The organism is Nostoc sp. JL31 (genome assembly GCF_017114965.1).
GTDB lineage: Bacteria > Cyanobacteriota > Cyanobacteriia > Cyanobacteriales > Nostocaceae > Nostoc > Nostoc punctiforme_A.
The window spans coordinates 63,278-89,403 of record NZ_JABXKO010000096.1; the positions used below are offsets into that span (position 1 = coordinate 63,278).

At 41.7% G+C, this 26,126-nt stretch carries 27 protein-coding genes and 1 pseudogene; 16 read left to right on the forward strand and 12 right to left on the reverse strand.

Annotation, left to right across the window (positions count from 1 at the left end; translation table 11 throughout):
* Window positions 1-374: 374 nt before the first annotated feature.
* Window positions 375-1,691, reverse strand: a complete 1,317-nt coding sequence (locus HWQ43_RS22545; RefSeq protein WP_292738217.1) for an MFS transporter — start codon at window positions 1,689-1,691, stop codon at window positions 375-377.
* Between the two features lie 568 nt (window positions 1,692-2,259).
* Here HWQ43_RS22545 and HWQ43_RS22550 point away from each other — a divergent pair.
* Complete coding sequence (locus HWQ43_RS22550; RefSeq protein ID WP_292738218.1) at window positions 2,260-2,433, forward strand: hypothetical protein; 174 nt, start codon at window positions 2,260-2,262, stop codon at window positions 2,431-2,433.
* Between the two features lie 19 nt (window positions 2,434-2,452).
* Here the strand turns inward: HWQ43_RS22550 and HWQ43_RS22555 are convergent, their stop codons facing one another.
* Window positions 2,453-3,202 (reverse strand): aspartate/glutamate racemase family protein, encoded by a 750-nt coding sequence (locus HWQ43_RS22555; RefSeq protein ID WP_292738219.1) that lies wholly within the window; start codon window positions 3,200-3,202, stop codon window positions 2,453-2,455.
* Window positions 3,203-3,475: 273 nt separating this feature from the next.
* Between HWQ43_RS22555 and HWQ43_RS22560 the strand changes: the two genes are divergently transcribed.
* A complete protein-coding gene (locus HWQ43_RS22560) occupies window positions 3,476-4,147 on the forward strand; it encodes a glutathione S-transferase family protein (protein WP_292738220.1) in 672 nt (223 codons plus the stop codon).
* A gap of 44 nt (window positions 4,148-4,191) precedes the next feature.
* Complete coding sequence (locus tag HWQ43_RS22565; protein ID WP_292738221.1) at window positions 4,192-5,064, forward strand: CmcJ/NvfI family oxidoreductase; 873 nt, start codon at window positions 4,192-4,194, stop codon at window positions 5,062-5,064.
* Window positions 5,065-5,258: 194 nt separating this feature from the next.
* On the opposite strand, the gene HWQ43_RS22570 is transcribed toward HWQ43_RS22565, so the two are convergent.
* A complete protein-coding gene (locus HWQ43_RS22570; RefSeq protein ID WP_292738222.1) occupies window positions 5,259-6,290 on the reverse strand; it encodes an Mrp/NBP35 family ATP-binding protein in 1,032 nt (343 codons plus the stop codon).
* Between the two features lie 100 nt (window positions 6,291-6,390).
* Here HWQ43_RS22570 and HWQ43_RS22575 point away from each other — a divergent pair, with 100 nt between their 5' ends.
* Entirely contained in the window at window positions 6,391-6,903 is a 513-nt protein-coding gene (locus HWQ43_RS22575) for a 2'-5' RNA ligase family protein (RefSeq protein ID WP_292738223.1), read from the forward strand.
* Window positions 6,904-6,939: 36 nt separating this feature from the next.
* Here the strand turns inward: HWQ43_RS22575 and HWQ43_RS22580 are convergent, their stop codons facing one another.
* The 3 genes from HWQ43_RS22580 to HWQ43_RS22590 all read right to left on the reverse strand — a co-directional run bounded on the left by HWQ43_RS22580 (window position 6,940) and on the right by HWQ43_RS22590 (window position 9,136).
* Entirely contained in the window at window positions 6,940-7,902 is a 963-nt protein-coding gene (locus tag HWQ43_RS22580) for a HEAT repeat domain-containing protein (protein ID WP_292738224.1), read from the reverse strand.
* A gap of 19 nt (window positions 7,903-7,921) precedes the next feature.
* Entirely contained in the window at window positions 7,922-8,149 is a 228-nt protein-coding gene (locus HWQ43_RS22585) for a ferredoxin family protein (RefSeq protein ID WP_292738225.1), read from the reverse strand.
* Window positions 8,150-8,221: 72 nt separating this feature from the next.
* Window positions 8,222-9,136 (reverse strand): molybdate ABC transporter substrate-binding protein, encoded by a 915-nt coding sequence (locus HWQ43_RS22590; protein WP_292738226.1) that lies wholly within the window; start codon window positions 9,134-9,136, stop codon window positions 8,222-8,224.
* Between the two features lie 725 nt (window positions 9,137-9,861).
* Here HWQ43_RS22590 and HWQ43_RS22595 point away from each other — a divergent pair.
* Entirely contained in the window at window positions 9,862-10,467 is a 606-nt protein-coding gene (locus HWQ43_RS22595) for a DUF3038 domain-containing protein (RefSeq protein ID WP_292738227.1), read from the forward strand.
* Between the two features lie 34 nt (window positions 10,468-10,501).
* On the opposite strand, the gene HWQ43_RS22600 is transcribed toward HWQ43_RS22595, so the two are convergent.
* Entirely contained in the window at window positions 10,502-10,675 is a 174-nt protein-coding gene (locus HWQ43_RS22600) for a hypothetical protein (protein ID WP_292738228.1), read from the reverse strand.
* Window positions 10,676-10,717: 42 nt separating this feature from the next.
* Here HWQ43_RS22600 and HWQ43_RS22605 point away from each other — a divergent pair, with 42 nt between their 5' ends.
* Together HWQ43_RS22605 and HWQ43_RS22610 are read left to right on the forward strand one after the other, a co-directional pair.
* On the forward strand, window positions 10,718-12,316 hold the full coding sequence (locus HWQ43_RS22605) for a DUF4335 domain-containing protein (RefSeq protein ID WP_292738229.1): 1,599 nt from the start codon (window positions 10,718-10,720) through the stop codon (window positions 12,314-12,316).
* A gap of 326 nt (window positions 12,317-12,642) precedes the next feature.
* Window positions 12,643-12,837 carry a YiaA/YiaB family inner membrane protein gene (locus HWQ43_RS22610; protein WP_366932884.1) on the forward strand — a complete coding sequence of 65 codons (195 nt, stop codon included), beginning with the start codon at window positions 12,643-12,645 and terminating at the stop codon, window positions 12,835-12,837.
* Window positions 12,838-12,995: 158 nt separating this feature from the next.
* On the opposite strand, the gene HWQ43_RS22615 is transcribed toward HWQ43_RS22610, so the two are convergent.
* Genes HWQ43_RS22615 through HWQ43_RS22625 form a run of 3 tightly spaced genes read right to left on the reverse strand, consistent with a single transcriptional unit; the run spans window position 12,996 to window position 14,092 of the window.
* Window positions 12,996-13,457, reverse strand: coding sequence for a ferredoxin (locus HWQ43_RS22615; protein ID WP_099099908.1), 462 nt, complete (start codon window positions 13,455-13,457; stop codon window positions 12,996-12,998).
* Window positions 13,457-13,843 (reverse strand): DUF1257 domain-containing protein, encoded by a 387-nt coding sequence (locus tag HWQ43_RS22620; RefSeq protein ID WP_292738230.1) that lies wholly within the window; start codon window positions 13,841-13,843, stop codon window positions 13,457-13,459. Before HWQ43_RS22620 ends, HWQ43_RS22615 begins: the two co-directional genes overlap by 1 nt.
* Window positions 13,844-13,882: 39 nt before the next feature.
* Window positions 13,883-14,092 (reverse strand): DUF2997 domain-containing protein, encoded by a 210-nt coding sequence (locus tag HWQ43_RS22625; RefSeq protein WP_094328129.1) that lies wholly within the window; start codon window positions 14,090-14,092, stop codon window positions 13,883-13,885.
* A 545-nt stretch (window positions 14,093-14,637) separates the two neighbouring features.
* Between HWQ43_RS22625 and HWQ43_RS22630 the strand changes: the two genes are divergently transcribed.
* Window positions 14,638-15,183 carry a dual specificity protein phosphatase family protein gene (locus tag HWQ43_RS22630; protein WP_292738232.1) on the forward strand — a complete coding sequence of 182 codons (546 nt, stop codon included), beginning with the start codon at window positions 14,638-14,640 and terminating at the stop codon, window positions 15,181-15,183.
* Between the two features lie 43 nt (window positions 15,184-15,226).
* Window positions 15,227-15,916, forward strand: coding sequence for an SAM-dependent methyltransferase (locus HWQ43_RS22635; RefSeq protein ID WP_292738233.1), 690 nt, complete (start codon window positions 15,227-15,229; stop codon window positions 15,914-15,916).
* Between the two features lie 54 nt (window positions 15,917-15,970).
* On the opposite strand, the gene HWQ43_RS22640 is transcribed toward HWQ43_RS22635, so the two are convergent.
* Entirely contained in the window at window positions 15,971-16,273 is a 303-nt protein-coding gene (locus tag HWQ43_RS22640; protein ID WP_292738234.1) for a type II toxin-antitoxin system PemK/MazF family toxin, read from the reverse strand.
* Between the two features lie 194 nt (window positions 16,274-16,467).
* Between HWQ43_RS22640 and HWQ43_RS22645 the strand changes: the two genes are divergently transcribed.
* From HWQ43_RS22645 to HWQ43_RS22660, 4 genes are all read left to right on the forward strand, one after another.
* Window positions 16,468-17,469, forward strand: a complete 1,002-nt coding sequence (locus HWQ43_RS22645) for an ABC transporter substrate-binding protein (RefSeq protein WP_292738235.1) — start codon at window positions 16,468-16,470, stop codon at window positions 17,467-17,469.
* Window positions 17,470-17,771: 302 nt separating this feature from the next.
* Window positions 17,772-19,364 (forward strand): sugar ABC transporter ATP-binding protein, encoded by a 1,593-nt coding sequence (locus HWQ43_RS22650; protein WP_292738236.1) that lies wholly within the window; start codon window positions 17,772-17,774, stop codon window positions 19,362-19,364.
* Window positions 19,309-20,292: an ABC transporter permease gene (locus HWQ43_RS22655; protein WP_292738237.1), complete on the forward strand. Its 984-nt coding sequence runs from the start codon at window positions 19,309-19,311 to the stop codon at window positions 20,290-20,292. The genes HWQ43_RS22650 and HWQ43_RS22655 overlap by 56 nt, the downstream gene beginning before the upstream one ends.
* A gap of 84 nt (window positions 20,293-20,376) precedes the next feature.
* On the forward strand, window positions 20,377-21,270 hold the full coding sequence (locus tag HWQ43_RS22660) for a ribose ABC transporter permease (protein WP_292738238.1): 894 nt from the start codon (window positions 20,377-20,379) through the stop codon (window positions 21,268-21,270).
* A gap of 47 nt (window positions 21,271-21,317) precedes the next feature.
* Here the strand turns inward: HWQ43_RS22660 and HWQ43_RS22665 are convergent.
* A pseudogene (locus tag HWQ43_RS22665) lies at window positions 21,318-21,584 on the reverse strand (hypothetical protein); the annotation flags it as partial.
* Between the two features lie 675 nt (window positions 21,585-22,259).
* Between HWQ43_RS22665 and HWQ43_RS22670 the strand changes: the two are divergent.
* The 3 genes from HWQ43_RS22670 to HWQ43_RS22680 all read left to right on the forward strand — a co-directional run bounded on the left by HWQ43_RS22670 (window position 22,260) and on the right by HWQ43_RS22680 (window position 26,080).
* On the forward strand, window positions 22,260-24,116 hold the full coding sequence (locus HWQ43_RS22670; RefSeq protein ID WP_292738239.1) for a glycoside hydrolase family 2 TIM barrel-domain containing protein: 1,857 nt from the start codon (window positions 22,260-22,262) through the stop codon (window positions 24,114-24,116).
* The gene (gene galT / locus HWQ43_RS22675) at window positions 24,095-25,195 is read left to right on the forward strand and encodes a galactose-1-phosphate uridylyltransferase (protein ID WP_292738240.1); all 1,101 of its coding nucleotides are present in this window, start codon (window positions 24,095-24,097) and stop codon (window positions 25,193-25,195) included. Before HWQ43_RS22670 ends, galT begins: the two co-directional genes overlap by 22 nt.
* Window positions 25,196-25,567: 372 nt before the next feature.
* A complete protein-coding gene (locus HWQ43_RS22680; protein WP_292738241.1) occupies window positions 25,568-26,080 on the forward strand; it encodes a hypothetical protein in 513 nt (170 codons plus the stop codon).
* Window positions 26,081-26,126 lie beyond the last annotated feature (46 nt).

Consider the following 26,126-nt stretch of genomic DNA (forward strand, 5'->3'; position numbering starts at 1 on the left):
AGTTTTGTAGTTGTAATCAGTCTGATCGGATGTTGCCGGGATTAAAGCACAGCTAAAACCACCGCTTGTTTCCAGTCAAGCTAGATAATCCTGTAAATCTATCGGTTTACCGGACTTTATAGATATTAAATCAGACTTTCTCACAATCGGTAATAAAAATCAAGAGGTTTTTACAATAAACTTAGCAAGAGCGTGAAAGCCCCAGAGAAACAGGCGCACAGCGTCGTATTCTCTGCTTGAGACTATGGATGAAACGCGACGCGATGGGTTTTGATCGAGTATCAAAGGCGGTTATTGTTGAAAGGTTAAGTTGATAGAACTGGTTGTAAGCACTCTTAGACATCGCTTCCAGACAACATCTCATAAAAATAGAATTAGCCTTTATTGGGATGGGTAATTAAGCCCAACTCTGCATAAATTGGATGTACTATTTTTCTTATTTTAGGCAGTTGTCTACTAAAAAAATATGCTCCTAAAATACAACAAGCACCGCCAAATAATAAAGAATTATCAACGCCAAAGTAACCTGCCAATGCTCCGAAAAATAAATTACCAAAAGGCAGTATTCCTAAAAAACCAGTTGTAAATATACTAGTTACTCTACCTCTTTTATCTTCCTCAATAAGAATTGATTGCATAAAATTACTAATTGAAGCCAAGGTTAGAGTATTATTCATGCCGATGATAAACATGAATACAAGACAAATTTCAAAATTTGTTGAGCGAGAAAAAACTATTAAACCTAAACCTAAAAGTGCGGCAGAGATTGCTATAATTTTTCCCAGTCCCATAACATTTTTTCTAGAGATGAGATAAATACCTGAAACTATGGAACCAAAAGCCGAAGCTGTCATCAAAAATCCCATAGTTTCAGCGTTACCCTTTAGTACTTCTTGAGCAAAAATCGGTACTAGATTGACATGAGTCATTCCCATAAAACAAATAGTAACTTGTAATATCAATAAATATTTAATCGGCAAAAACTCGTATGCATAAACAAACCCTTCTTTAAGATTTTTCCATATTTGGGGTTTTTGACCCAAGGAATTATTGATAACTGGGTTGACTTTGATAGTTAAGATTGCAGATACAAATGGTAAATAGCTGATACTGTCTACTAAAAAACAGGAAGCTGCACCAGACCTGGCAATTAGTAAACCCCCAATCATCGGGCTAATAAACTTTGCTGTATTAATCAAGAATGAATGGGAAGCCATTGCACTATAAGTATCTGATTTCTTATCTAAAAGCCTGGGAATAATTACCTGGCGTGCTGGTAAATCGAAAGCTTTTACAATTCCCTGAAGCGTGCCTATGGCAATAATCCATGCAACATTGATGTTATTACTAAGAGTTAAAAAGGTTAAGGTAGAAGATAGCAGAATAGATACTAGCTGAGTAGTTAATAGAACATATCGTAAGTTCCAGCGATCTATCAATACTCCTACCAAGGGTGTAATAAATAAGCCCATAGCTTGATTTGTAAATCCAGCTATACCTACCAATATAGCCGAATTAGTTAGTTGATAAACTAGCCATACTAAAGCAATTTGAGTCATCCAAGACCCGAAAAAAGATAAGCTTTGTCCAATAACGAAACAAGAAAAGTTTACAGATTTAAGCGCAGGTGGAAGTTCAAAAAAAAACTTTGGCTTGTGTTTTTGGACTTTTTCTCTATTACTTGGTATCATCAGTTTTTCCCTATCTGAAAATTATTGCAACCCTGTTTAAGGTTTTCATCCTTCGTTCGTTGTTAGCACTTCCGCACAAGAGATCCCCTAATCCCCTTTTTAATCCTCTTTTGTCACTTTTGGAAAATGCAATAACCCAAAGGTTTATGGGACTTTGGCTTTCACTTTTTATCTATAAATTTTAGTTTCTGTTAAAAAATAAAGCCTCAAACCTTGATGCAATCTAAGTCTCAGAATCTAGATTCGATTATTGTTTTCCGAGAGTGACAAACCAGGGTTAAGGGGGGATAGACATTTTTAGTTGTTAGGTTGTGTTGCCTTGCGTGCGCTTTGCGTTCACTCTGGTCATAATGCTTGGATTAAGATAATTTGCACGGATGAGGACATTGGTAGAGACATTGCATTTCAACGTCTCTACTAATTTTTTTGATCAAGTTTTAGCAGACTTGCATATCACCAGCATTGAAATAGTATTAGCAAAGCTTAATGTTAGCAAACCAGAAAGTTTGTATGCTTAGTATTAAAGCAAAAAAAACAGCGGCACTATGCCCAGAGTGCATATTATACCATGTTTGGTCGAATAGCCATAACCTCTACCGCTAAACAGCAAGGGTTTGAGGTGATTGATGCTCAATTAAACACAGTTGACATCACAGCCAAACGCGATCGTATTGAACAGGACAGAGTTTATCGTGTCCAAGTTGTTTGGCTGCCAGATGCGGCCCTTATTTTTAAGATTTAATCTATGAAAATTTCTGTGACTAAATAGCAAATAGTTTTCCTCTAGGACGAAGTGCCGATTCAATAGAAGCACGCCTTGCTAAACTCCATATTGTGGCTTGATTTGCTGTAACTACAGGAATCTTTAAATCTGCTTCTAATTCCTCAATTACCTCAAATGTTCTCCATGCCGTACAGGGCAAGACAATAGCATCTGCATCTTTGTGAGATACCTCTTTGATAAAAGTTGCGGCTTCATTGGGTAACGGATGCCAAAGGTAATTCTTTTTTGCTACTTCTTTTGAGCGTTCATCACCTTTAAACCCCACTATTTCAAAAGGCGCTTCACTCAAAAACGTTTTTAGCGTTTGGTTATTCCATTCTGGATAAGGAGTAACTACAGAAATTTTCTTAATCTCTAGATATGCCAAGGCTTCTAATAGAGCCAGAGCAGGCACAACAACAGGTACTCCTAGCACTTGCGTCAACCGTTGCTCTAATTGTTCGGCAAAAACTCGCCCTCGGTAAAATGTTGCTGTTGTGAAACCGTATGCTCCAAAATGTACCCCGGCTCTAGCTAATTTTTCTACTTCTTTAACAGCTTCTTCATTGATGTCATCCATTGATTCATAGCTCTCAAATGCGTGTGAGCCTTGAGCAATCACACGATGGCTATGAATACTCACTTGACTGGAAAAAGCAGAGTTAAAGTCAGGCTCAAACGTGGTGTTACCTGCGGGTACTAGCAAGCCAAGACGGATCTGCCTATTAGAGTCAGCTTTCGAGTACATATAATACCTCTTTTTGACAAGCCTGATTATGTCTAGATATTTATTTAGTTACACTAATAATTAGGTATACATATTTTCAGGAAAACTGTATAATATAAAAAATACGCTAAACCGACCGATAAACTGTAATATATCACTTAACTGACATAGATACCTGCCAGTCAATTATTTAACTGCACTAATCAACACATCTGGCTTTTGTCTTATTGCTTTAGTTGGAGTTGTGCAATCTCAAATAGTCTGCATCTACAATGATTACAAGGAAAAAATTTCATGAGCAACATACAACTATACTTCGCCAAAGCTTCTACTTTCTCTCAACGTACTCGCGTCGTCTTACTGGAAAAAGGTATTGACTTCACCCCGATAGAAATTGACTTACAAAATAAACCAGATGGGTACACGCAGATTTCGCGCTATGGTAAAGTTCCGGCTATCAAACATGGGGATGTTGAAATTTACGAGTCCGCTATTATCAATGAATATCTAGATGAAGTTTTTCCAGAACCACCTTTGTTACCCCGCGATCCCGCAGCTAAAGCGATCGCTCGGATTTGGATAGACTACGCCAATACTCGCCTTGTCCCAGCTTTTAACAAATTTCTGCGCGGTAAAGATAGCCAAGAACAGGAACAAGGACGAAAAGAGTTCACAGAAGCACTTCTATATATTGAACAAGAAGGATTAGGCAAAGGCGATTACTTATTAGGAGATCAGTTTAGCCTAGTTGATATCAGCTTCTATCCTTGGTTTGAGCGTTTACCACTCTTAGAACACTTCCGCAAATTCACACTACCAACAGAAACACCTCGTTTGCAGACATGGTGGAATCTGGTAAGCGATCGCCAGTCAATTCAAGCAGTTGCAAATCCTGTGGACTTCTATTTGCAAAGATTCGCCAAAGTTCTCGGTGAACCTCTTCCCGTTGGTGCATCTCAGAAATAGGACACATGACCAACAATTAACCAAAATCCAAAATGGGATAACCTATGAGCTTAAATAACCAAGTTCTAGACAAACCAATTTCCGCAGAACTGCCATACGTAGAGGCCAACCTCACTTACCTGATTCCAACGGCAGAAAAACCTGTTAACTATACTTACGAACCGCCAGCCGGGATTCCTCGCACGAATGCAACTTATCAGACGCATAAACTGCCAATTTACAATGCTCGTTCTATCTCAGAGAATATCTCGTTAGATCGAGAAGGTTTCGCCTTTACTGGACATAATACTAATGTCCGCAACTTTTACGATGAAGACGAAGTACGCCGCGTCTACTATCCAGAAGCGGAGCAATTGTTAAAAGAAGTGGCAGGTGCAACGAAGGTAGTAATATTCGATCACACCCTGCGTAATGCCAGTCAGTCAAAGCCAGGTGAGAATAATATTAAAGAACCTGCCTTGCGTGTACACAACGATTTCACCGCCAAATCAGGCTATACTCGCGCCCGTTTGGAACTAGCAGCGCGAGGCATAGATGATGATGATATTGATACATTACTAAAACAACGATTTGCCATCATCAATGTTTGGCGAGCGATCGCACAACCAATCCAAGAGTCACCATTAGCACTGTGTGACGCGCAAAGTATCGCACCCACAGACCTTGTAGCTGGCGATCTTGTGTACCGCGATCGGGTTGGTGAGACATACGGAGTCACGTATAACTCCCAACATAAATGGTTCTATTTCCCGCAAATGCACAGAGACGAAGCACTATTTATCAAATGCTTTGACTCCGCAGAAGACGGACACGCCCGTTTTGCCGCCCATACTGCCTTTGAAGACCCTACCAGCCCAGCCAACGCTCTCCCACGAGAAAGCATCGAACTCCGAACATTGGTCTTTTATCCCGCATAGATCGCAAAAACTTGTCTCAAACTCCTACTATCTGCGCCTCTGCGTAAAATAAATTTACAGCAGTTTTCGTGTATTTGAACCATACCTGTCATAGGGGCGCAAGGCCTTGCGCCCCTACTAGATCCACCCACATAAACTCAAAGGCTATATCTACGATGTCAAAACAGGGCAATTGATTGAAGTTCCTGAAGCTATTAAACTTGGTCAGGCTGCGTAGTTTTATCGTGTAACATAAAAGTAGTATTTAATGAAGTAGCTATTTGTGTAAAAACCTCCTTTGCTGGTGAAGCATATTCGCTGATCGCAATCGGATTTCCAGTATCACTACCGCTACAAATGCGGGGATCAATGGGAATTTGTCCCAATAGAGGCGCTTGTAATTCTGCGGACAGTTGTTCGCCGCCACCACTACCAAAAATCTGTGTGCGTGAACCACAATCACCACAAATTAAATAACTCATATTTTCAATGATGCCAAGGACAGGAACACCCACTTGGCGAAACATATATATATTACGTCGTACATCTGCAACAGCTACTTGTTGAGGAGTTGTCACTAAAATGACTCCACAAATTGGACTTTCTTGGATAATTGTAATTTGAGCATCACCTGTACCGGGAGGTAAATCTATCAATAAATAATCTAATTCACCCCATTCCACATCTTGCAAAAATTGCGTGATAATTTTATGCAATACAGGCCCGCGCCATGCCAACGGACGATTTGCTGCTGCAAGTAAACCCACTGACATTATTTTTATTCCCTGAACTTCTAGAGGTAAAAACTTATCACCTGTGGGAGTATTAATCACTTGAATATCAGCTTTTCCTAAACCCAACATTTGGGGAACATTGGGACCATAGACATCAGCATCTAATAGTCCTACTTTTGCACCTTGTAATTTTAAAGCTGCGGCGATATTAACGGCTGTTGTGGATTTGCCCACACCACCTTTACCACTAGAAACTGCAAGAGTTATTTTAACACCGGGAATTGTACAAATTTGAATATAAGTTTTTTTACACCAAGATAAAGATGATAATTTAGATTGAATTTCTGGCTGTAATTGGTGCTGATGAGAACCAATATATAAACGTAAGTAAATATAGTCATCAACTATGCGGAGATTTCGCACCATTCCCAAACTAACGATGTCATTTTTTAAAATAGGTTCGATGATTTGTTTGAGTAGTTGGACGACTTCTTGCTGATGGACTGTAGTCATATTTTCTGGATGTTATAAGGGATATTTGTGTACCTCATATTGGTGTAAGCTCTCCTAGAGAATTTGAAATATGCTATATAACTTTTAATACTTTATAATTATGTCTTACGCACTCGTACATTACCCCAATATTAACACAGAGAATATCAATCAAATAAGGCAGAAATATGACCCACAAGTTGATTTAATCGAACCACATATTACACTTGTATTTCCCATAGTCGAGTCTATTAGTAAAAACAATCTCATTCTTCATATTGATAGTATTTTGAGTAAGTGGAAAACATTTGCTATTTGTCTCAAAGGATTCCAAAAATCATGGGATGAGTATATGTTTTTAATGGTTGAAGAAGGAAAAGTAGATATGGTAAAACTACACAACGAATTATATACAGGTATATTAGCTGAATATTTCAGGGAAAATTTACCATTCGTTCCACATTTAACGCTAGGAAGATTTATAAAAGATACAGATAAATTTTTGCAAGTGTTAGAAGAAGTACAACATTTAGATTTAAATTATCGTTGTTTTGTCGATAAAGTTCACCTCATAAATATTATTGATGAGCAGAGGTCAATAATTTGGAGTCAGGAATTTGTATTGCGAAATTAGCAAAGCTTTAATCGTGTTGGCATTTTCCCTAGTTATTTACTGCTCCTTTGAGACTTTTTTATCTGTTTGAATCTTCTGAATTGCCCGTTGTGCTTGGATGGACACTTCTTTGTCAGGGTCATCTACGGCTTGTTGGAGGGGGTTAATAACGTCCGGGTGAGCTAAATTCCCAAGTGCGATCGCAGCTTCTTTGCGGACATCTGCATATTCATCTGTTAATGCTTGAATTAATCTCGGCATAACTTGAATATCTGGAATTTTTTGCAAGGCTTGTGCTGCTGATTTCCGCACTTGCCAATGTTCATCATTTAAAGCTATTTCTAATGCTGAAATTGCTTGATTATTTGCATGAATAGCCAAAGATTTCGCTGCATTCCGGCGAACTTGCCAGTCACTATCATTTGTAAGTGCTTCACAAAGTATGGTAATCACTTCTGCATCTTGTAAATGTTCTAAAGTTAAAGCAGCAGCACGACGTACACTTGCTTCCTCATCAAAGATTAAATTTAAAGCTTGTGGACATTTTTCTAATTGATTTATATATCGCAGTGTCGTAATGGCTGCTTCTCTTAACTCAGGATTTTTTGATTCTAGAAATGGTAAAATGTCAGTTAAAGATTGAATGTCATGTATTTTCCGCAAAAGCACTAAAATATTTAGTTGTATATTGACATCATTAGTTTGCAACTTATCTAATAAAAGTAACAATTCATTTGGTGTCACCAATTCATTTAATGCTGATGCAGCTTCAGAGCGAATATCTGAATCTGCTGAAGTTAAGCATTCAATTAAAGCAGGAATCGCCACAGGATCGGCAATTTCCCAAAGGGCAGATATTGCTATTTTCTGAACAGTAATATGTTCGTCTTTTAAAGCAATAATTAAAGCGTCTATTGTTTCTTCATCACCCAGATGTTGCAAGGTTTTGACAGCTACTATCCGATCATTTACGTCAGGCGATCGCAGCATTTCTAGCCAATCCTTGAGGTCATTATTCATTAATTTTTACCACAGATAATTAACGTAACAAAAAGGGGATTTGTACTGTAATTGCATTGGTTGGACATTCTTTTTCACAAGGCAGACAAAACCAACACTCATCATATTTCATGTAAGCTTTGCCTGTTGCTGGATTTTTTGCCAATACATCCAAGGGACAAACTTCAATACAGGCTGTGCATTTTTCTAAACATTTTGATTCATCAACGATCACAGGAACATCTATTCTTTGATTTATTAAAGCCATAAAATAACTCCATGATTTCGTACTCAAGCTGCTAACCGATAAAATAAATGGGGTAAGCTTGCATAAATTATCTCACGATTTGACCAATTTTTTATTCAAGATAAAAGCTACCCCTACCGCCAGCAAAATTCCACCCACACCTTGATGTTCGGGAACAGAAGTAGAAGGTGCGCTAAATCCATACTTTGCTAAAATTTCTTGCCCTTTTTGTGACAGGATATATTCGGCCAACTTTTCACCATCAGGATCGGCATTTTTCAGTGTAGTTAGTCCATAATTAGCTTTCGTTGCTAAATAGTCGGGTAACTCTACTATTTGCAGATTTTCACCACCTTCTGCTGCTTGAGCAGTCTTGCCACTGGTGTAATAAGCTAAAAATATATCTGCCTGTTTTGTTTCTTCTAAAAAGTAGACTAAATTATTTTTGCCATTAGGAACTATAGGAGCATTAGGATTACCACCTACTAACTGTAAAGCTTTATTCTTCAAAATTTGAGAGCTACCACATGTAACCCGATTGGCCTTGTCAAATATCTCCCATGCATAGTTACCAGATGGATCTGCTATGGGCGTTGAAGTTCCCAATTTGATTTCAGGTTTTAGCAAAAAATCCAACAAATTATCTGATGTGACACCAAGTTCCGACCTGACAACAGCAGTCATACGGTTGCTAGTGAAGTTCACTACAGGTTCACTCAAACCTTCTTCAAACAATGTTTGAGGGTTATTAATATCTGCACTGGCAAAAACATCTGCGGATTTTCCAGTTTCAGAGAATTCTTGTTCTATAAATTCTCGTGTTAAACCAGACGGGCCAAATCGCGTTTCTACTGGAATTCCATATTTTTCGTTAAAAGATTCAGCTACTTCTGTGAGACTATCACGCAAACTTCCAGCACCGTATAACTTAACTGCAAATGCCTGAGTTGGCAAAGTCACACCGACAGCACAAACTATCAGTGAAAAGGCAAAAAAATACTTTTTCATAGTTGTTATATTATTGCGTTGCTATTTTTACTGAGTGAATTATCTGTAACCCATACTTCAGTATGGGTTTTGGTAAATATCTAAACTATTACCTCAGCCCATTAACTTTATAAATGAGTTCTGATATGTGCGTGGTTTGCGGTTAGAGTTATATTACCAACTAAGTTGGAATAAATCAATCACCCAACATCTTCAAACACTGACTTTATCAAAATTTTAAGTTTGTCATCAGTTTTATTCATGGAGGCGTCAATCGTCCTGATGTTGCCCAGCCTATACTGAAATAACTGGCTGCATACAGATAATGTCCAGCAGCAAAAAGTGCCTTTAGGAAACAGGCAAAACATTTGTATAGTAATTATGTATACATTAAGACCAAGTAATAAATATCAAGAAATTTCAAAATTTAAAACTGCAAACAAATTAGGAGGTATTCTACATAATTACTTAGCGATCGCTAGCGGTTAGCATTTAAAACAATAGTTTATTTATACTCTGATACGGAGCTAACAGCGAAAGTCGGGTAAACCTTAATTAGAATTGATAATTTTTTACTTTGTCGAAAATAAATTTTCATCTAGAGTAAGACAAAGATACCTACTGTTTACCACATAAAAAAGCTAGCTGAAGCCTCTGGCTCAATAGCGATGGGAAACCAAGCTTGATTCTTAAGAGTCTGGTTTCAAAATGGGTAACAGCAACATCCCCTATCAGCTCGATCACCTATGCTAAAAGTTATGCACTCGGCCGCCAACTCAGCCACTCCAAATTCCCAGTGGGAGGATTTAATCAAGCTTCCAGCCCCAAACACAGTTCAATGGGACAATATCAAAACCCAATTAGACTTGGTGCTGTTGGCGCTAGAAACCTTAACTGGAATTGGTTCAGAGGCAATGCTTTCGGCGGCAACCGATCTGAATTTAGAGTCAAGAGTGCCAGACCGCGTAGCTTTATGGCGATTACGCCAATCAAATCCTCTACGCAAAGGTCAAGGAGGGCGAAAAAAGCTAGATGTCGAAGAAGCGCGATCGCTTGTTTTGATCATCTGCTATCTAGCCAAACAGCACCAGGAATTGATTCGCCGCGCTGTTGGTCTGTTAGAACAAATGGCAGAAAATAACCGGGAACCTCACCAGGCTGCTTTACTTGGAGACTATATTGATGCTTTTTGCAACACTTACCAAGAGCGGATGGAAGAGGACGAGCAAATCTCAACGGATTTACTAACCAACCTGGCCTTAAAACTGCTTGTAGATTTACTTTTTTACAGCGCTCTTGGTGGGCATCGCCGTCTCTGGCTAGCACTTATAGACCGTTCAACAAAATTTTAAATTTTAGATTTGAAATTCCTCAATCAAAATTTGCTCATGAAAGTTTGCTAGGTAAGGATTCCTTTTTGATGGTCATTAGCTCTTGGGCGATGCACTTATCAGCAATGCTTTCTCCTTGCACGCCAGTTTGCACAACGGAAAGAACCTGACAAATTGCTGAGTGGAGGAATCCACCGTTCCAACTTTTCTTTGCAAGCAACTGGCTCAATTTTTGCAAAATCCCAATATAGTCTTCTTCGTAGTTCCTGTCATGCCTCTATCAAATTCAGTTATTCGTTGCTACACACCACCGACTTGCACGCTAGAAGTATTCGCACAAAGCTCACCTTTGTCCCGTTGGATGGGGAAAACTGTCCTTAAACATCTGAGCTTTGAGCTACGTTTTGACGATCCCCGACTACCAGAAGAACAAAGATTTCCAATTCGGGGCGATCGCGAGCAACTCGAAGCTTTATGTGATGCTGTCACCAACTATGTACAGCAATTCCTCCAACAGTCTCCAGAGAGCTTTTGGGTCAGTTTCTCCGGTACTCACCAGTCAAGCACAGCACTGGATGAGCCAGAATTAAAGTCTTCAACGAAAACATTAAATGCCTTTAGTACCCAGATTCCAGGGGCAAATATCCACTTAGAACCAAGCAGCTATTTAACTCACAACCTATTTCTTGGTTCTCTTGCTAATTATTCATCTGGCCCCGTAATTCAACTCAGTTTGCTGCAACTATTCGATTTGGCAAGTGCTTTAGATGAATACTTAACTGATGTCATGGCACTTCCAAGTCTCAACAGTACAGGTTCGACTCTGAGGTTCCCTGCTTGGGCGCCTATTGCCGCAGTATTAGTATTAGGTATAGGTTTTTTACCAGTTACTTGGCAATATGCTAACAATATTAGAGAAAAGCAACAGCAGACAGCCAAAACATCAAATTCAGAAGCAGTAAAGACTGCTCTAGAACCTTCATCCTCACTAAACTTTCCCACACCTGAACCTGGGCTAACTCCTCCATCAAGTAATTTGCTAGGTTCCACCCCTCCACTTTCCACATCCACTTTACCCCAAGCACCTCTAACAGCGCCTAGTTCTAGTTTCTCTCCACCACTACCAAATGCATTGACAATACCTCAAGGGACGACTGCAACCCTTCCTAGTAATCGAGCTAACGCACCATCCAGCAAAATCCCAGGACAGGAAATTGCCATATTACCAAATCTGGGACAGAATCCAACCGGGTCAAGTTCCCAACCCGGTGCTATCCCTCAACTGCGGAATTTGCCACCCAGACTATCTTCTAACGCAAATAGCTTACCAACTAATATCTCACCAGTCCTCCCTCCATCTCTTGACACCATACCCAATAAAAATCGTGTCAATACCCCAACCCAACCCTCCCCACTAACTTCACAACAGTTAGACGAAAGAATCAGTTCCTTGCAGCAATCTTCTGCTGGAGAGAAACCTACTTCACAACTTCCCTCTTCTAGAACTGCTGCTAATAATCCATTTATCGATCAATTAGGGGACGCAGCTAAAAACCCCACATCCAGAGAAGTAGCTACTGGCACATTATTTGACACACCTCAAGTAGCAGAAGCTAGAGAATATCTAATAAAGCGTTGGCAACCACCTACTGGACTGGGACAAACATTAGAGTACAGTTTGATAGTTGGTGTTGACGGCACAATTGAACGAATTTTTCCCCTTAATAAGGCAGCAAGAGAATTCGTTGATAACGCTGGGATGCCTGAAGTTGGCAAACCTTTTGTTTCCGCTAATAAAAATGGACAAAATGTCAGAATTCGAGTTGTTCTCAGTCCTGATGGCAAGGTACAGACTTTTCCGGATGAATAACTAAACTCATCCTTTTAATGCCACTTGTAAAACTGGTACAAATCTTGTGCCAGTTTCTACTAATTACAATAGCTCTTGAGCTTACCTGTTAAAGTCCAGTTATGAAACTGGTCTTACTTTTGATATCAGTAAACCTACCAATAAATATAATTACTGTTAACACCAATTCTCCAAAACTAAACTATAGATACAAGTCTGGAAACCCAGATTAAATCTTACGCTTCTTAATTACGAATTAAGAATTGGTATTAATAACTCATATCAAAGGTAAGAAATATGCAAACAATTGGTACCCAAAAAGACAGTGTAGCTTGGGTTATTCAAACTTGGGCAGCTTTTGTGATTTCTATTTCTCTGACCACCTTTGGTATTGTAAACTTACCTGTAAATGGCTGGTAAAAGGCTTTATGGGTATGGGTATGGCTTTCTCTGTTGGCTCAACTTTTACTTTGGCAAAAACTACTAGAGACTTACATGAAATAAGAAGATTAACTGCGAGGTTAGACGAGGCAAAAGTATAAAAATTGCTTTTACAACACGATCCTCTAAATTTCAAATGAAGAGAGTTAGCCCTTACAGGGAATTCAAAATTATCCTTACATCAGAAATTAACTACATAACGAAAAACAAAAGGACTGGATATACCAGTCCTTTATTATATTGATTTAACGTTTTTATCTTAATAACGGGATTTTTTGGTTTTTAACTTTTGCTTTTTACGCCGACGTTCGCTAGCAACAACTGCCTGTTCTACAGGATAACCCACTAAAGGAATTACCTGATATTTGCGCTCGTCTTCTAACTTTCTCAGTTCAGTGTAATCAACCCAATGAATGCAATCAACTGGACAAGTGTCAATTGCTTCTTGAATAATTTCCTCAGCGTCCCCATCTTGCCGAACCACGCGCGATCGCCCGTAATCTGGTTCAATATAAAAGGTGTTACGGGCAACATGAGCGCAATGCTTACAACCAATACAGGTGATTTCGTCAACATAAACACCATTTTGGCGCAATATACCACCCAATTCCGGTTCTAAACCAGAACGTTCTGGGGCATCCCGTAAAAAACCCCCTAGTTCTGGTTCCAAACCGGAACGGTTATCTTCTTGTTCTTCCGGCGACGGCAGAAAATCAGCCATTACGCACTCCAGCGCTGTACTACCAGGCGAATTGAACCATCTTCATTTTTTTGTTGTTCAGAAACTTGAAAACCAACACGAGTGGTTTCTTTCACAACTGTTTGATAAGCATAGCGCTGTGTTACTTGGCGCAAAAATCCATCTACAGACAAATTTTGCTGCCAATATTGCAAGTCAGCCACCAATTCATATTCTTTGCCATTCCATCTAAAACCGATGTCATAGCCATTTTCCTGCTCAATACTAACTTCCGCAGGATGGGTTTGACCGCGATAGCCACGGACTTCGCGTGGGCCGGGTTTCCAGTCTACGCCCAATTCAGTCAAAGCATCTTTCAAAGAATCAAGGTTACGGATTTGAGTCTTAATTTGGCTAAAGTGTGACATGGTGGTTGTAAATTAATAACACTAAACTACTGTGAAAACTTACCAATCGCTGTAAGTGGTGTGTGTATTCGCCACATTAGATTGCTGCACCTTCGCGGCGAAATATTCTGAGGTTGGCTCATGATTAAGTACTTGCCCCAGCTGTGCCTCTATTGCTGCTGTAACTTCAGCGCAAGAATTACCCACAATGCCAGTGACTTTCTCTTGTACCCGACCGTCTGGATAGATTATGAACTCTAATGTCTCCATTCTTTTGGTCAACCAGGATAAGTACGCTTAAATTGTACTGCCTTAGCAGAAGGCTAAAAATATAGCCGTAGGAACATTTTTAGATACAAACTCGCCATTTGTTAACTAATGTTCCATCTTTCAACATATATATCTCAGAATCTTTACAAAACTTATTATTATTATAAGCACATACATCAGTATTTAGTTAGTTTCTCTTAACCTCATTGATTAGTCAAGGTAACTACTGGAGCTAGCTAAGTAAGCTGCAAAAGTCCTAAAAATAAGCATTAGAGGTAGTATAGGCAGCAAGATAATTCACAAAAATATAAAATTTCTTGAAAAACTTTATTATTACCCTTCGATTTAGCTTATTATCTTAAGATTTTACAGAGCGCAGTGTCAGACTACAGCAAGATAATGGGGTATACTTACGTAGACATTAGTGACTTTAGTTGGCATTGGGTGTAAAGGGATTTTTAAACTGCGATTGCTGAAAGTGTTGGCGCAGCCATAGCTATTTTTTGCCATTGGTGAGATTTACCAACCTCGACTCTAGGCTAAATATGTACAAGTTTGCCCCAGCTTGGGAAAAGGAGCAAATAGTCTTTGGTGCTGCACGACCTGGATACACTGACAAGAATGTTCAGGATTGGATAGAATTCATGAAGCGCCAAAATATCAAGCGTGTTTGCTGTCTTCTTGATGAACAACAGCTAGCTTCTTACTCCGATCTTCTAAATATATACAAACAAGAATTTGGGAATCAGGTAGTTTGTTGGGCACCAATTGCAGATTTCCATTTAGCTGATTTAGAAACCCTCACACAAAAAATACTTCCTTTCTTAATAGAAGCAGATAAAGAAAATGAGAAAGTAGTTGTACATTGCTCTGGTGGAATTGGACGTACTGGACATGTATTAGCGGCATGGCTAGTTAGTGTCCGAGGATTATCAAATCAAGCCGCAATAAATGCTGTCAAAATAACAGGTAGAAATCCTTATGAAGCTGCGATCGCTGCTGTATTTAGAGGTAGAAATCCCTTGACAGTTGTAAAAGAGCTTGGCGTGCTTCTGAATGATTGCCGTCTCGCACTGAATAAAACATTTTGATCCTATGATCCTGTTTAATCAGTCTATTGATGAGGTAAATTCTATGGCAATGGTTCTAGATAAAATAGTTCCTTTTGGAAGGTCAATGGATGAATATACAAAAATATTCAATTTAACAAATGCAGATTTAAATAAAAGAATCATTGGGATTGGGGATGGGCCGGCAAGCTTTAATGCAGAAATGACACGTCAGGATAAAAGTGTAGTTTCTGTTGACCCTCTGTACCAATTTTCCAGTGATGAAATATTGAAAAGATTTAATAAAGTGGTAGATAACATCATTAATCAAGTAAAGGCTACATCAAATCAGTGGGTATGGAGCTATCATAAATCCCCGGATGATTTGCGACACAATCGAGTCAAAGTTATTGGAGAATTTTTGTCTGATTATGAAGCTGGCAAAAAAAGCAACAGATATACAATCGGTGAATTGCCAAAATTGGCATTTAATAATCAAGAATTTGACATAGCGCTTTGTTCACATTTACTGTTTTTATATTCAGACCATCTCGATTACGATTTTCACCTAGATTCTGTAGGTGAGATGTTGCGTATTGCTAAAGAAGTCAGAATATTTCCCCTCTTAACTTTAATGTGGAAACACTCACAACATTTAGATGAAATCGTAAGATATTACACTTCAATTGGTTATAAAATAGATATTGAAAAGGTTGAATACGAACTACAGCCTGGTGGAAACCAAATGTTGAAGATAACCAGATATGTTATATAATTCGTATCTATAAATAATTGGTATAACCATCCGGTGTATAGATTGTTAGGTATATTATTCAGCAAACATTTCAGTTAAGGTATCTAAAACTGCTTTTTGTTCATCAGAGTCAATCTGACCTAGCTTTTTGACTAATCGAGCTTTGTCAACAGTACGAATTTGATCCAGAACGATTTGCCCATCCTTGCCCTGAAACTCACAAGTGACACGAGTCGGATAAAGCTGTCCTTTAGTTGTCATCGGAGCAACAATCACCGTGCCAATATATTTGTTCATTTCATCTGGTGAAATTACTACACAGGGTCTTGTCTTCTGAATCTCACTGCCAACTGTTGGGTCGAGGTTTACCAAAAACACATCAAATCGATTGACTACCCCCCTGAACAGTTACACATTTGCGGGCTTAATTCCTTATAAAAAGCTACTTCCGTGACTCACGTTATGAAGCCATCATTTCTCTTCAAAATGGTAATTTATACTTTAGGCAATACTTCTGTGATGTCGGCAAAATATGAGATCAGCTCAATTTAGCGTTCAGACATAATTGGGTTATGAAGAATAAAACCTGTTTTGGATGCTCAGGTATCGGAGCCTATATGCCAAAGTTCTTGGTATTTAGCGCCTACGCTGTGATTACTGTTGCGGCTTTCTCGCTGTCTGGTTGTATACGCGAGAAAACAAAAAAAATTGTCGGATTTTCGCAGACGGAGAACATCGGCCCGTGGCGCATTGCTGAAACGAACAGCATTAAGGAGGAGGCTGCCAAGCGTAAAAAAACTTACGATTTTCTGATGACGGATGCTCAGGGGCAGACATCGAAGCAATTTGCCGACATTGAGGATCTAATCGCACGACAAGTTGATGTCATATTTCTCGCACCACGTGAGTATGAGGGTCTTACGCCTGCCCTAGAAGCAGCAAGAGCGGCAAAAATACCGGTTTTTCTGATCGACCGTGAAGCGGCGGGAAGACCAGGCGAACATTTCGTCAGTTTTCTGGGGTCGGATTTTATCGCCCAAGGCCGCCGTGTTGGCGAATGGCTGGCTAAGGCAACCGACGGCAAGGCATCCATCGTGGAACTCACTGGAACAGCCGGTTCATCGGTCGCAATTGATCGGGCTAAGGGGTTTCGTAATGCGATCGCCATTTATCCCAACATGAAAATCATCGCCACGCAGACGGCAGATTTTTCGCGGGCTGCGGCCCAACGTGTAATGGAAAACATCATCCAGGCTAAGGGTTCCGATATTACCGCAGTGTATGCTCACAACGACGAAATGGCATTAGGTGCGATCCAGGCTCTCAAATCCGCAGGTATGAAGCCTGGTAAGGATGTGATGGTCGGTTCAATCGATGGTCAGAAAGCCGCGCTTGAGGCGATAATTCGTGGTGAGCTTGGCGTGAGTGTCGAGTCGAACCCGCGTTTTGGCTCACTTGTTTTCGCCACGATGGAAGAGTATTTTGCTGGTAAGAAAATTCCTCCTCGGATTATTCTCAAGGACAGACTCTTCGACGTGACCAACGCTAAGGATTTTATAGATGAAGCATACTAATACCAATTTGTAATTCGTAATGGGCTACGCCCCGCTACGCCCCGCTACGCCCCGCTACGCCCCGCTACGCCCCGCTACGCTAACGTAATTCGTAATTAAGAAAGTCTATTATTTGGGTTTCGGGGTTTGAATGTGTTGCCGGATTTTTGAGAATTGGTATAAGTAGTTCTCACCCTAAAATAGAAAAAAGATAACCTGGAATTTTCCTGAGCCTCCACGATAGATAAATAAATATTACTTACTATAGTGCAAAGTGAAGGATCTCCACTATCGGCAATTAAGACAAAAACTAGGTAAAGCCGATGAATCAGGCGACTAGAAATGTCCTGTGCATGACGGGTATAAAAAAAAGTTTTTCCGGCGTGCCAGCGCTCTGGGGTGTGGATTTTGAACTGAAGGCAGGCGAGATTCATGCACTGGTCGGAGAAAATGGCGCTGGCAAATCGACCCTGATTAAGATCGTGACGGGGGCTTATCGACGTGATTCGGGTGTTATAGAGTACGACCAGAAAACCGTTGCATTCCAAAACCCGACTGAAGCGCAGGCGGCAGGTATCGTAGCCGTCTACCAGGAAATTCAACTCGTGGGTTTCCGAACTGTTGCCGAGAATATTTTTCTGGGCAGAGAGCCGCATCGCTTCGGCATCATTGACAGACGGGCTATGAACGCTAGGGCGGCCGATATCCTAGAGCGCCTGGGGTTGCATATCGACCCGCACTCAGTGGTTGGTTCGCTAAATATTGCCCATCGCCAGATGGTAGCGATCGCCCGCGCCATCTCCTTTGGTGCGCGGGTGCTGATCCTCGATGAACCCACAAGTTCGCTGACGGAAACTGAAGTTGCTGTTCTTTTTGATGTTATGCGGCGACTAAAGTCGGAAGGGACATCCATCGTCTACGTCAGCCACCGTTTTGAAGAACTTTACGCCGTATGCGATCGCGTGACAGTATTGCGTGATGGGCACAACATTGTGACGCGATCGCTGTCCACGCTCACTCGTCTGGAACTCGTTTGTTTTATGCTAGGTCGTAAGCCTGAAGAGGTGAGCAAAGGAGTCACGGCGTTCTCAGGACAGTCGCAAAACACGCCTTGTCAGCCAGTGCTACTCCAAGCGGAAGCTCTCAAATATAAAAAACGGCTCAATGGTGTTTCCATTGAAATGCGGCATGGCGAAATCGTTGGGCTTGCGGGTTTGCTCGGCTCTGGTCGTAGTGAAACGGTGCGTGCCTTGTTCGGGGCTGAACCACTTGAGGGTGGAATTGTAAAACTCGAAGGTAGTCTTTTATCCCTGCGCGATCCTCATGATGCGATCGCTGCTGGCATAGCTTTCCTTTCAGAGGATCGTAAAGCGGACGGCATCATCCCTGAGCTTTCGGTGCGCGAAAACCTCACGCTTGCTGCCCTACCGAACCTTACGCAATGGGGCATTGTTTCCAGAAAACAACAGAACGAACTTGTAGAGCGTTTCATGCAACGTCTTGATATCAAAGCCGCCAGCGCCGAGCAGAAGATCCACGAACTATCAGGCGGCAATCAGCAGAAGGTGCTTCTGGCGCGATGGCTGTGCAAGAATACAAAACTTCTTCTTCTCGATGAGCCAACTCGTGGTATTGATGTTGGTGCAAAGCGTGAGATCCAGCAGCTAATCGCCGAACTAGCAGAGCAAGGGCTGGGAGTTCTGATGATTTCATCGGAAGTGGAAGAGTTAGTTGAAGGCTCGCAGCGTGTCGTCGTCCTGCGTGACGGGCAGTCAATCGCGGAACTCAGTGGCGAGCAGAAGAACATAAAGGCAATTCTGCACGCAATGGCAGAAGGTGCAGATCGTCAGGAAGCCGTCGGTGGACAATCCCAAACAGAGCAAAACCCAAATGAAGAGCAAGAAGCAGAAGCCTGATCGGGGTTGGGGAACCCTGTGGAATCCAAACTTCGGTGCATTTGCGGCACTCCTAATTCTCTATGTTGCGAACGCCGTCTTTACTCCGCGTTTTGCAACAGTTAGCAACACATTAAATATGTTGCTCCAAGTATCCACAACAATGTTGGTTGCCGTTGGTATGACCTTTGTCATTGCTTCCCGTGGCATCGACCTGACGGTTGGCTCTACTATGGCATTGGTTTCAGTCATTGTGGCATTGCTAATTAAGTATGGGATGACTGTTGCTATCTTGTTCGCTTTGAGCGCGGCTCTGTTGGTTGGTTTTATCAATGGCTTTCTGATCTCGCGTCTGAAACTTGATGCCTTGATTACCACCTTGGCGGCTCTCATCTTATGGCGTGGGATTGCTCAGGTTATCGGAGACGGTAAGCTCGTTCCTTTTGTCAATCCGACATTTGAAGCGCTGGGAAAGGGCTATCTCGGTTCTATACCAATTCAAGTTGTCATTGCAGCAGTAGCGATCGCAGGAGCTTTTTTCTGTATCCGCTCTACGCTTTTCGGCCGTTATATCGTTGCAGTCGGCGGCAATGAGGAGGCTGCACGGCTTGCGGGTATCCGTGCGGAGCGCGTGAAATATATAGTCTATATAATTAGTGCCCTGCTTGCCGGGGTTGCCGGACTTGTGGAGACAGCGAGGCTTGGCATGGGCGATCCGAGCAAGGTTGGTGTCAACGCGGAATTTGATGCGATCGCGGCTGTTGTTGTTGGCGGTACGCCCTTCTCCGGTGGTCGGGCAAATGTCCTTGGCACTGTTGTCGGAGCCTTGCTCATGCAGGTGATTTCCACAAGTTTCAATATGCTGCTGATTCCCTTTACCTGGTCATTAGTTTTGAAATCCGTAATCATTCTTTTCGCCATTTTTTTGCAGCGACCGAGGGAGGTTTAACGCGTCATGGCTGCCACAAAGTCTCTTGCGTTTGCGGGTTTGCGGCGTTTTGCCAAGCTCATCACTTCCCAGGGCGTGCTGCTCATGCTCCTTAGTTTGGCTGTTTTCGCATCCTTTCGTTATGAAACCTTCCTGACACCTCTTAATCTGATGAACATCATGCGACAGAACAGTATGCTGGCGATCGTGGCGCTGGGCATGACTATCGTGATTCTCAGTGGAGGAATCGATCTGTCCGTGGGTTCGCTGGTTGCTTTGGGCGGTGTCGTCGCCACAATGCTTGCCGGACAAGGAAGCTTTGTGGCGATCGCCGGTGGCATTGCTAGCACCACGTTGCTCGGTGTGGTCAATGGTCTTCTCGTGTCTCGCGCACGGCTTCAGCCGTTTGTTGTTACCTTATTCACTGCCAGCGCTGCACGTGGGCTGGCGTTGAGCATCACCCAGGAGAGGTCGATTGCCGTATCATCGACAGCATCGGGATTTGTTTGGCTGGGTAGAGGATTTATTGGTTGGATTCCTGTACCCGTGCTGATAGTTGCACTCTTATATTTTGCTGCTTGGTTTATGCTGCACAGAAGCCGATTAGGTTTGCACATATTCGCTATTGGCAACAACGAGGAAGCCTCCCGACTCATGGGTGTGAACCCAAACCGAGTAAAGCTAGCAGTCTACACATTTAGCGGGTTACTTTCAGGGCTTGCTGGTATTATTCTCGCAGGTCGTTTAGGAGCGGGTCAGCCTGTGGCTGCCTTTGGCTGGGAAACAGATGCGATCGCTGCGACCGTCATGGGAGGAACGTTTCTCGCAGGGGGTCAGGGGAGCGTGTTTCCGACGCTAGTCGGTGTACTTTTATTAGGAATGATGTACAACCTTTTAAATCTTGAGGGAACCATTACTCCTTGGTGGCAGCTTGTACTCCGTGGTGGCTTCTTACTTTTGGTTGTGCTTTTTCAGCAGCGTATTGTGCAGAGGGGCTGAGTTTATTGAAACGGAAGTTGTAGTTGTTCAGATGTCAGAGATGTAATTCAACTTAAAGGTAGTGGTTGCTGACTAATGTTATTAACATAATCTGCACTCAAATAGGGAAGGTAACTTGATTGTCCGGCAATATAAGTTTCAATAAAGGGAACACTCAAAGCTTTAATATAACGACGTGCCAAAGCTGGACTAGAACCAATTACTTCTGTAGGAACAGACACAACTGTATTGGCTGATTCTCCAATAGTAGAAAAGTATGTGCCACCATTGATAAGTGCTAAATATTTATTGGGAGTTGTTAACCAAATGAAAGGCTAGAATTTGCTCTGTTAAAGCGGGAGTAACATCCCAAACAATTAGGAGGCCACACATATAAGTAAGTTTTTTTGTAGTGTCTCTTGCGATACTAATAATTCGCAGGCTTAATTGATGTCGCCAAGCATTTATGCAAATCAGTTGCACTTGCACTGGCAAATTTGGCTTTATCTTCAAAATTGGCGTGGTTGGAGGAAAAAAGACTATCTATCTGGCAATATTCAATGAATGGTTCCGTTATTCCCTTATATAACCTGATTTTATTTATTTTTCTTTTGTTTGCTAATGCTTATTGACTAATAAATGATTTTAAAGCATTTACTTAAACAATTTATATAAATAAAATTTTCATGACAACCACTTTATTGCGTGGCAGATTTATGATAGATATTAGCGACCTAAATTTAATGCTTTTTTTTTAAGATAACCTGGCAAAGATTAGTAATGTATATGCCATAATGTCACGAGCTAGGGGTATATAAACTTATTGCTATACTTCAACACCTAAGTGGGTAAGGTATCAGTATTGGCTACGAAAAAATATAATGCTACTAGCTCGAACCGATCGATGAACGATCCGGTCAAAACTCGTGCTATATACCGGAATCCAATATTTGGGTCTGGATTTAATCTATAGCAGGGGTTGATTGAGTTATAGATAGGGAGAAAATTTGATGAAATTGTTAGATATAAAGAATCATGAGGTTAAATTAGCCTCTAAAACTGATAGTAATTTTGTGGACTTAACAGCAGCACACCCCCGACCATTGTTAAAGCGATCGCGCTGGCAAACTTTAAATGGGCTATGGAAATTCGCATTTGATGACCAAGGAAAATGTGTCGAACCCAGCGATTTTAACGAATGGTCTCATCATATAGAAGTTCCTTATGCGCCCGAATCTACCAAAAGTGGGATTAGCGATCGCGGTTTTCATCCAAACTGCTGGTACGAGCGGGAATTTGAAACACCACCAGGGGACGGCAGATTACTGTTACACTTTGGCGCTGTGGATTATCGCGCTCGTGTATGGGTAAACGATAAATACATAGCCGAGCATGAAGGCGGACACACTTCTTTCACTCTCGATATTACCCATGCCTTAAATGACAGTGGTACAACAAAGGTAACAGTGTGGGCGCAAGACGATCCGCACGACCTCGCCAAACCTCGTGGTAAACAAGATTGGCATTTGAAACCCCATAGTATTTGGTATCCTCGCACGAGTGGTATTTGGCAGACAGTCTGGCTAGAACGCGTAGGTGAGACTTATATCGGTAATCTTCGTTGGATTCCCGACTGCGAACGGTGGGAAATTGGGTTTGAAGTTGGGCTGGCTGGTAATTTACCTACTTCAGGTGTACAAATTAAAATTAAACTCAGCGCTGGCGATCGCGTTTTAGCAAGCGATAGTTATGAAGTATTCAATGGAGAAATTACCCGCCGCATTGTTCTGAGCGATCCGGGTATTGACGATTGCCGTAATGAATTACTGTGGAGTCCAGAAAAGCCGACGCTGATAGATGCCCAAATTCAGCTATGGGATAATGATCGTCTTTTAGATGAAGTGCAATCTTATACAGCGATGCGGACTGTCAGCATTCAGCGCGATCGCTTTATGCTCAACGGTCGTCCCTACTATCTCCGTTTAGTCCTCGACCAAGGCTATTGGCCTGAGACATTAATGACTCCACCTAGTGACGAAGCATTACGACGTGATGTAGAACTCGTGAAAGCTATGGGTTTTAACGGAGTACGCAAACACCAAAAAATTGAAGATCCCCGCTTTTTATATTGGGCAGACGTTTTAGGGTTGTTAGTATGGGAGGAGATGCCCAGCGCTTACCGCTTCACGCCGAAAGCCGTGGAACGCATGACCCGTGAATGGACGGAAATCATCAAGCGAGATGTCAGCCATCCTTGTATTGTGGCGTGGGTGCCGTTTAATGAATCTTGGGGTGTGCCAAATTTGATTGAGACGGCGGCTCATCGTAACTACGTGTTGGCAATGTATCACCTCACTAAAACTCTCGATCCGACTCGCCCAGTAATTGGTAACGATGGTTGGGAAAGTACCGATACCGACATCCTCGCTATTCACGACTATGAACGCCAGCCTGAGCGATTAGCTCATCGTTACAGACCGGATATTCAGATATCAGATTTATTTGAGCGTAGCCGTCCTGGGGGGCGTATTCTCACCTTGGATAACTATCCCCATCAGGGACAACCAGTGATGTTAACCGAGTTCGGTGGCATCGCCTATGCCCCTCTCGATCAACCTAATGCCGATCAAGCTTGGGGATATGAAAACTGCTCGAATATCTCCGAATTACAAATGAAATACGCTGCACTGTTGGAAACAGTTAATAACATTGAGCTATTTAGCGGATTCTGTTACACCCAATTAACAGATACCTTTCAAGAAGCTAACGGTTTATTGTACGGCGATCGCACCCCGAAATTTCCTATTGAGGCGATCCGCGCTGCAACCCTCTCAGGACAAGGATTATGTACTCCCACAAGCTGTTGAAGCCCGACGGACGCAAACTCAAGTTATACAGTCGCTATCCAATTACTAACCAGTTAGAAGCCCCTAGCCCTAGTAATGAGCCAGTGCAAGCTAATCCCCACTTGCGCTGGCATCCCTTGCGGGGTGAATGGGTAGCTTATGCTAGTCACCGTCAAGGGCGGACATTCATGCCGCCCCCAGAATATAATCCCCTCGCACCTACCACCAACCCTGAGTTTCCAACGGAACTACCCCAAGGTAAGTATGACGTGGCAGTGTTCGATAACCGCTTTCCCTCAATGAGTTCGACAGCAAACAATCCACCTGATACCATCGTGGAAACGTTACCAGCTAATGGAGCCTGTGAGGTAGTGGTTTTTACTCAAGATGCCAGCGCCTCCTTGAGTTCCTTAGAGTTGGATCATTTAGATTTGCTGTTGGAAGTATGGGGCGATCGCACCCGTGAACTAGGGCTAAATCCTGAAATTCAGTACGTGCTGCCCTTTGAAAATAAGGGTGTAGAGGTAGGTGTAACATTGCACCATCCCCACGGGCAAATTTACGCCTATCCTTTTATACCGCCTGTTCCGGCGCGGATGCTGTCAATGCAGCAGGAGTATTATGAAAAACATCGGCGGGGTTTACTGCAAGACTTGATTCAGAAGGAGATTGCAGCCGATCAACGGATTATTTATCAAGATGAGTATGCGATCGCATTTGTCCCAGTCTGCGCTCGTTACCCCTATGAAGTCTGGATTGCACCAAAAGAGCCAGTTAGCACTTTTATGGATCTCACCCCTGAACAACGTTGGGGACTCGCCAAAGCTTTAAAAACTGTCACTCTCAAGTATGACGGCTTGTGGAATCGCCCATTTCCTTACTTGATGGCTTGGTTCCAAGCGCCAACTGACGGTTTAGCCCATCCTGAAGCGCATTTACACGCCGAGTTTTTCCCACCATACCGGACAAGCGAAAGGCTGAAATATCTGGCGGGAACCGAACTTGCAGCCGGGATGTTTGCCAATGATGCTTTACCGGAGGAGAAAGCGAAGGAACTACAAGCTGTGGCTGTAGATATTGAAATGCTGATTTCCGCATAAAGAGAAAATAGGTAAACCAAAACAAGCGCATCCGTCACGAGATGCGCTTATTGTTCAGAAAAAAATCACAATTCCAATCTACGCAGATTAGTTTGACGGTAGAAAATCCAACATTATCGAAGTTGTTGTTGGGTTGCGACTGTTTACACCAACCTGCGATTTTTTTACCTAAGTTTTACTGGCGATCGGGTATTGTGTGTGATTTTTCAGACTTTATAGCCTATTTATCTATTGAATTGAGATAGTCTAGTATTTATATTGCGTATATATACGTAGGTAAATATGCTGGTTTAAACTAGAATAAGGAACTGTTTAAACACTACTCAAACCATTAAACTACTCATAAATTTCGCTAAAGCCCAAGTAAATACAATGACAGAAATATCCGATCCCTATAATCTAAATGTTAAATACCTGAAATTAGTAAATTATACTCATGAGAATAGACAAGAATGGTCTTACAAAGTATCTAGGAACGGCGAAGAGTTCTATTTGCATTGGCCATTAAACAAAAATGCCAGAGAAACTATGAATCTAGAGGAAAAAAATAAAAAGCTATTAGAGAAAAAAAGAGATGCAAAGAAAGCTCTTCTAGGAGAACGTATTCTCTTGTGTCAAAACCATGCTACGTATGGTCATCGTGTAACCCATATTGTTGAAACAGTTACGGACACTCCTGAATTGAATGAATTGAATGATGAGAATGATAAGATGTGGACAAGACGGGTTCGGCTAGTGTGGATGTCAACAACCCCTTGGGAAAATAATGCACCAAACACAAATGATGTAATCAGATGTAATAAAAGACTGCCATTCCGTAGTGGTAATTTAATCCGTTCTAATGCACCCTCCATTCGTAGTCTCAACTTAGATCAATTAATTTGATAGTAGTCTAGTTTTAAAGTGGGTAATACCCAAAGATTTTGAACCA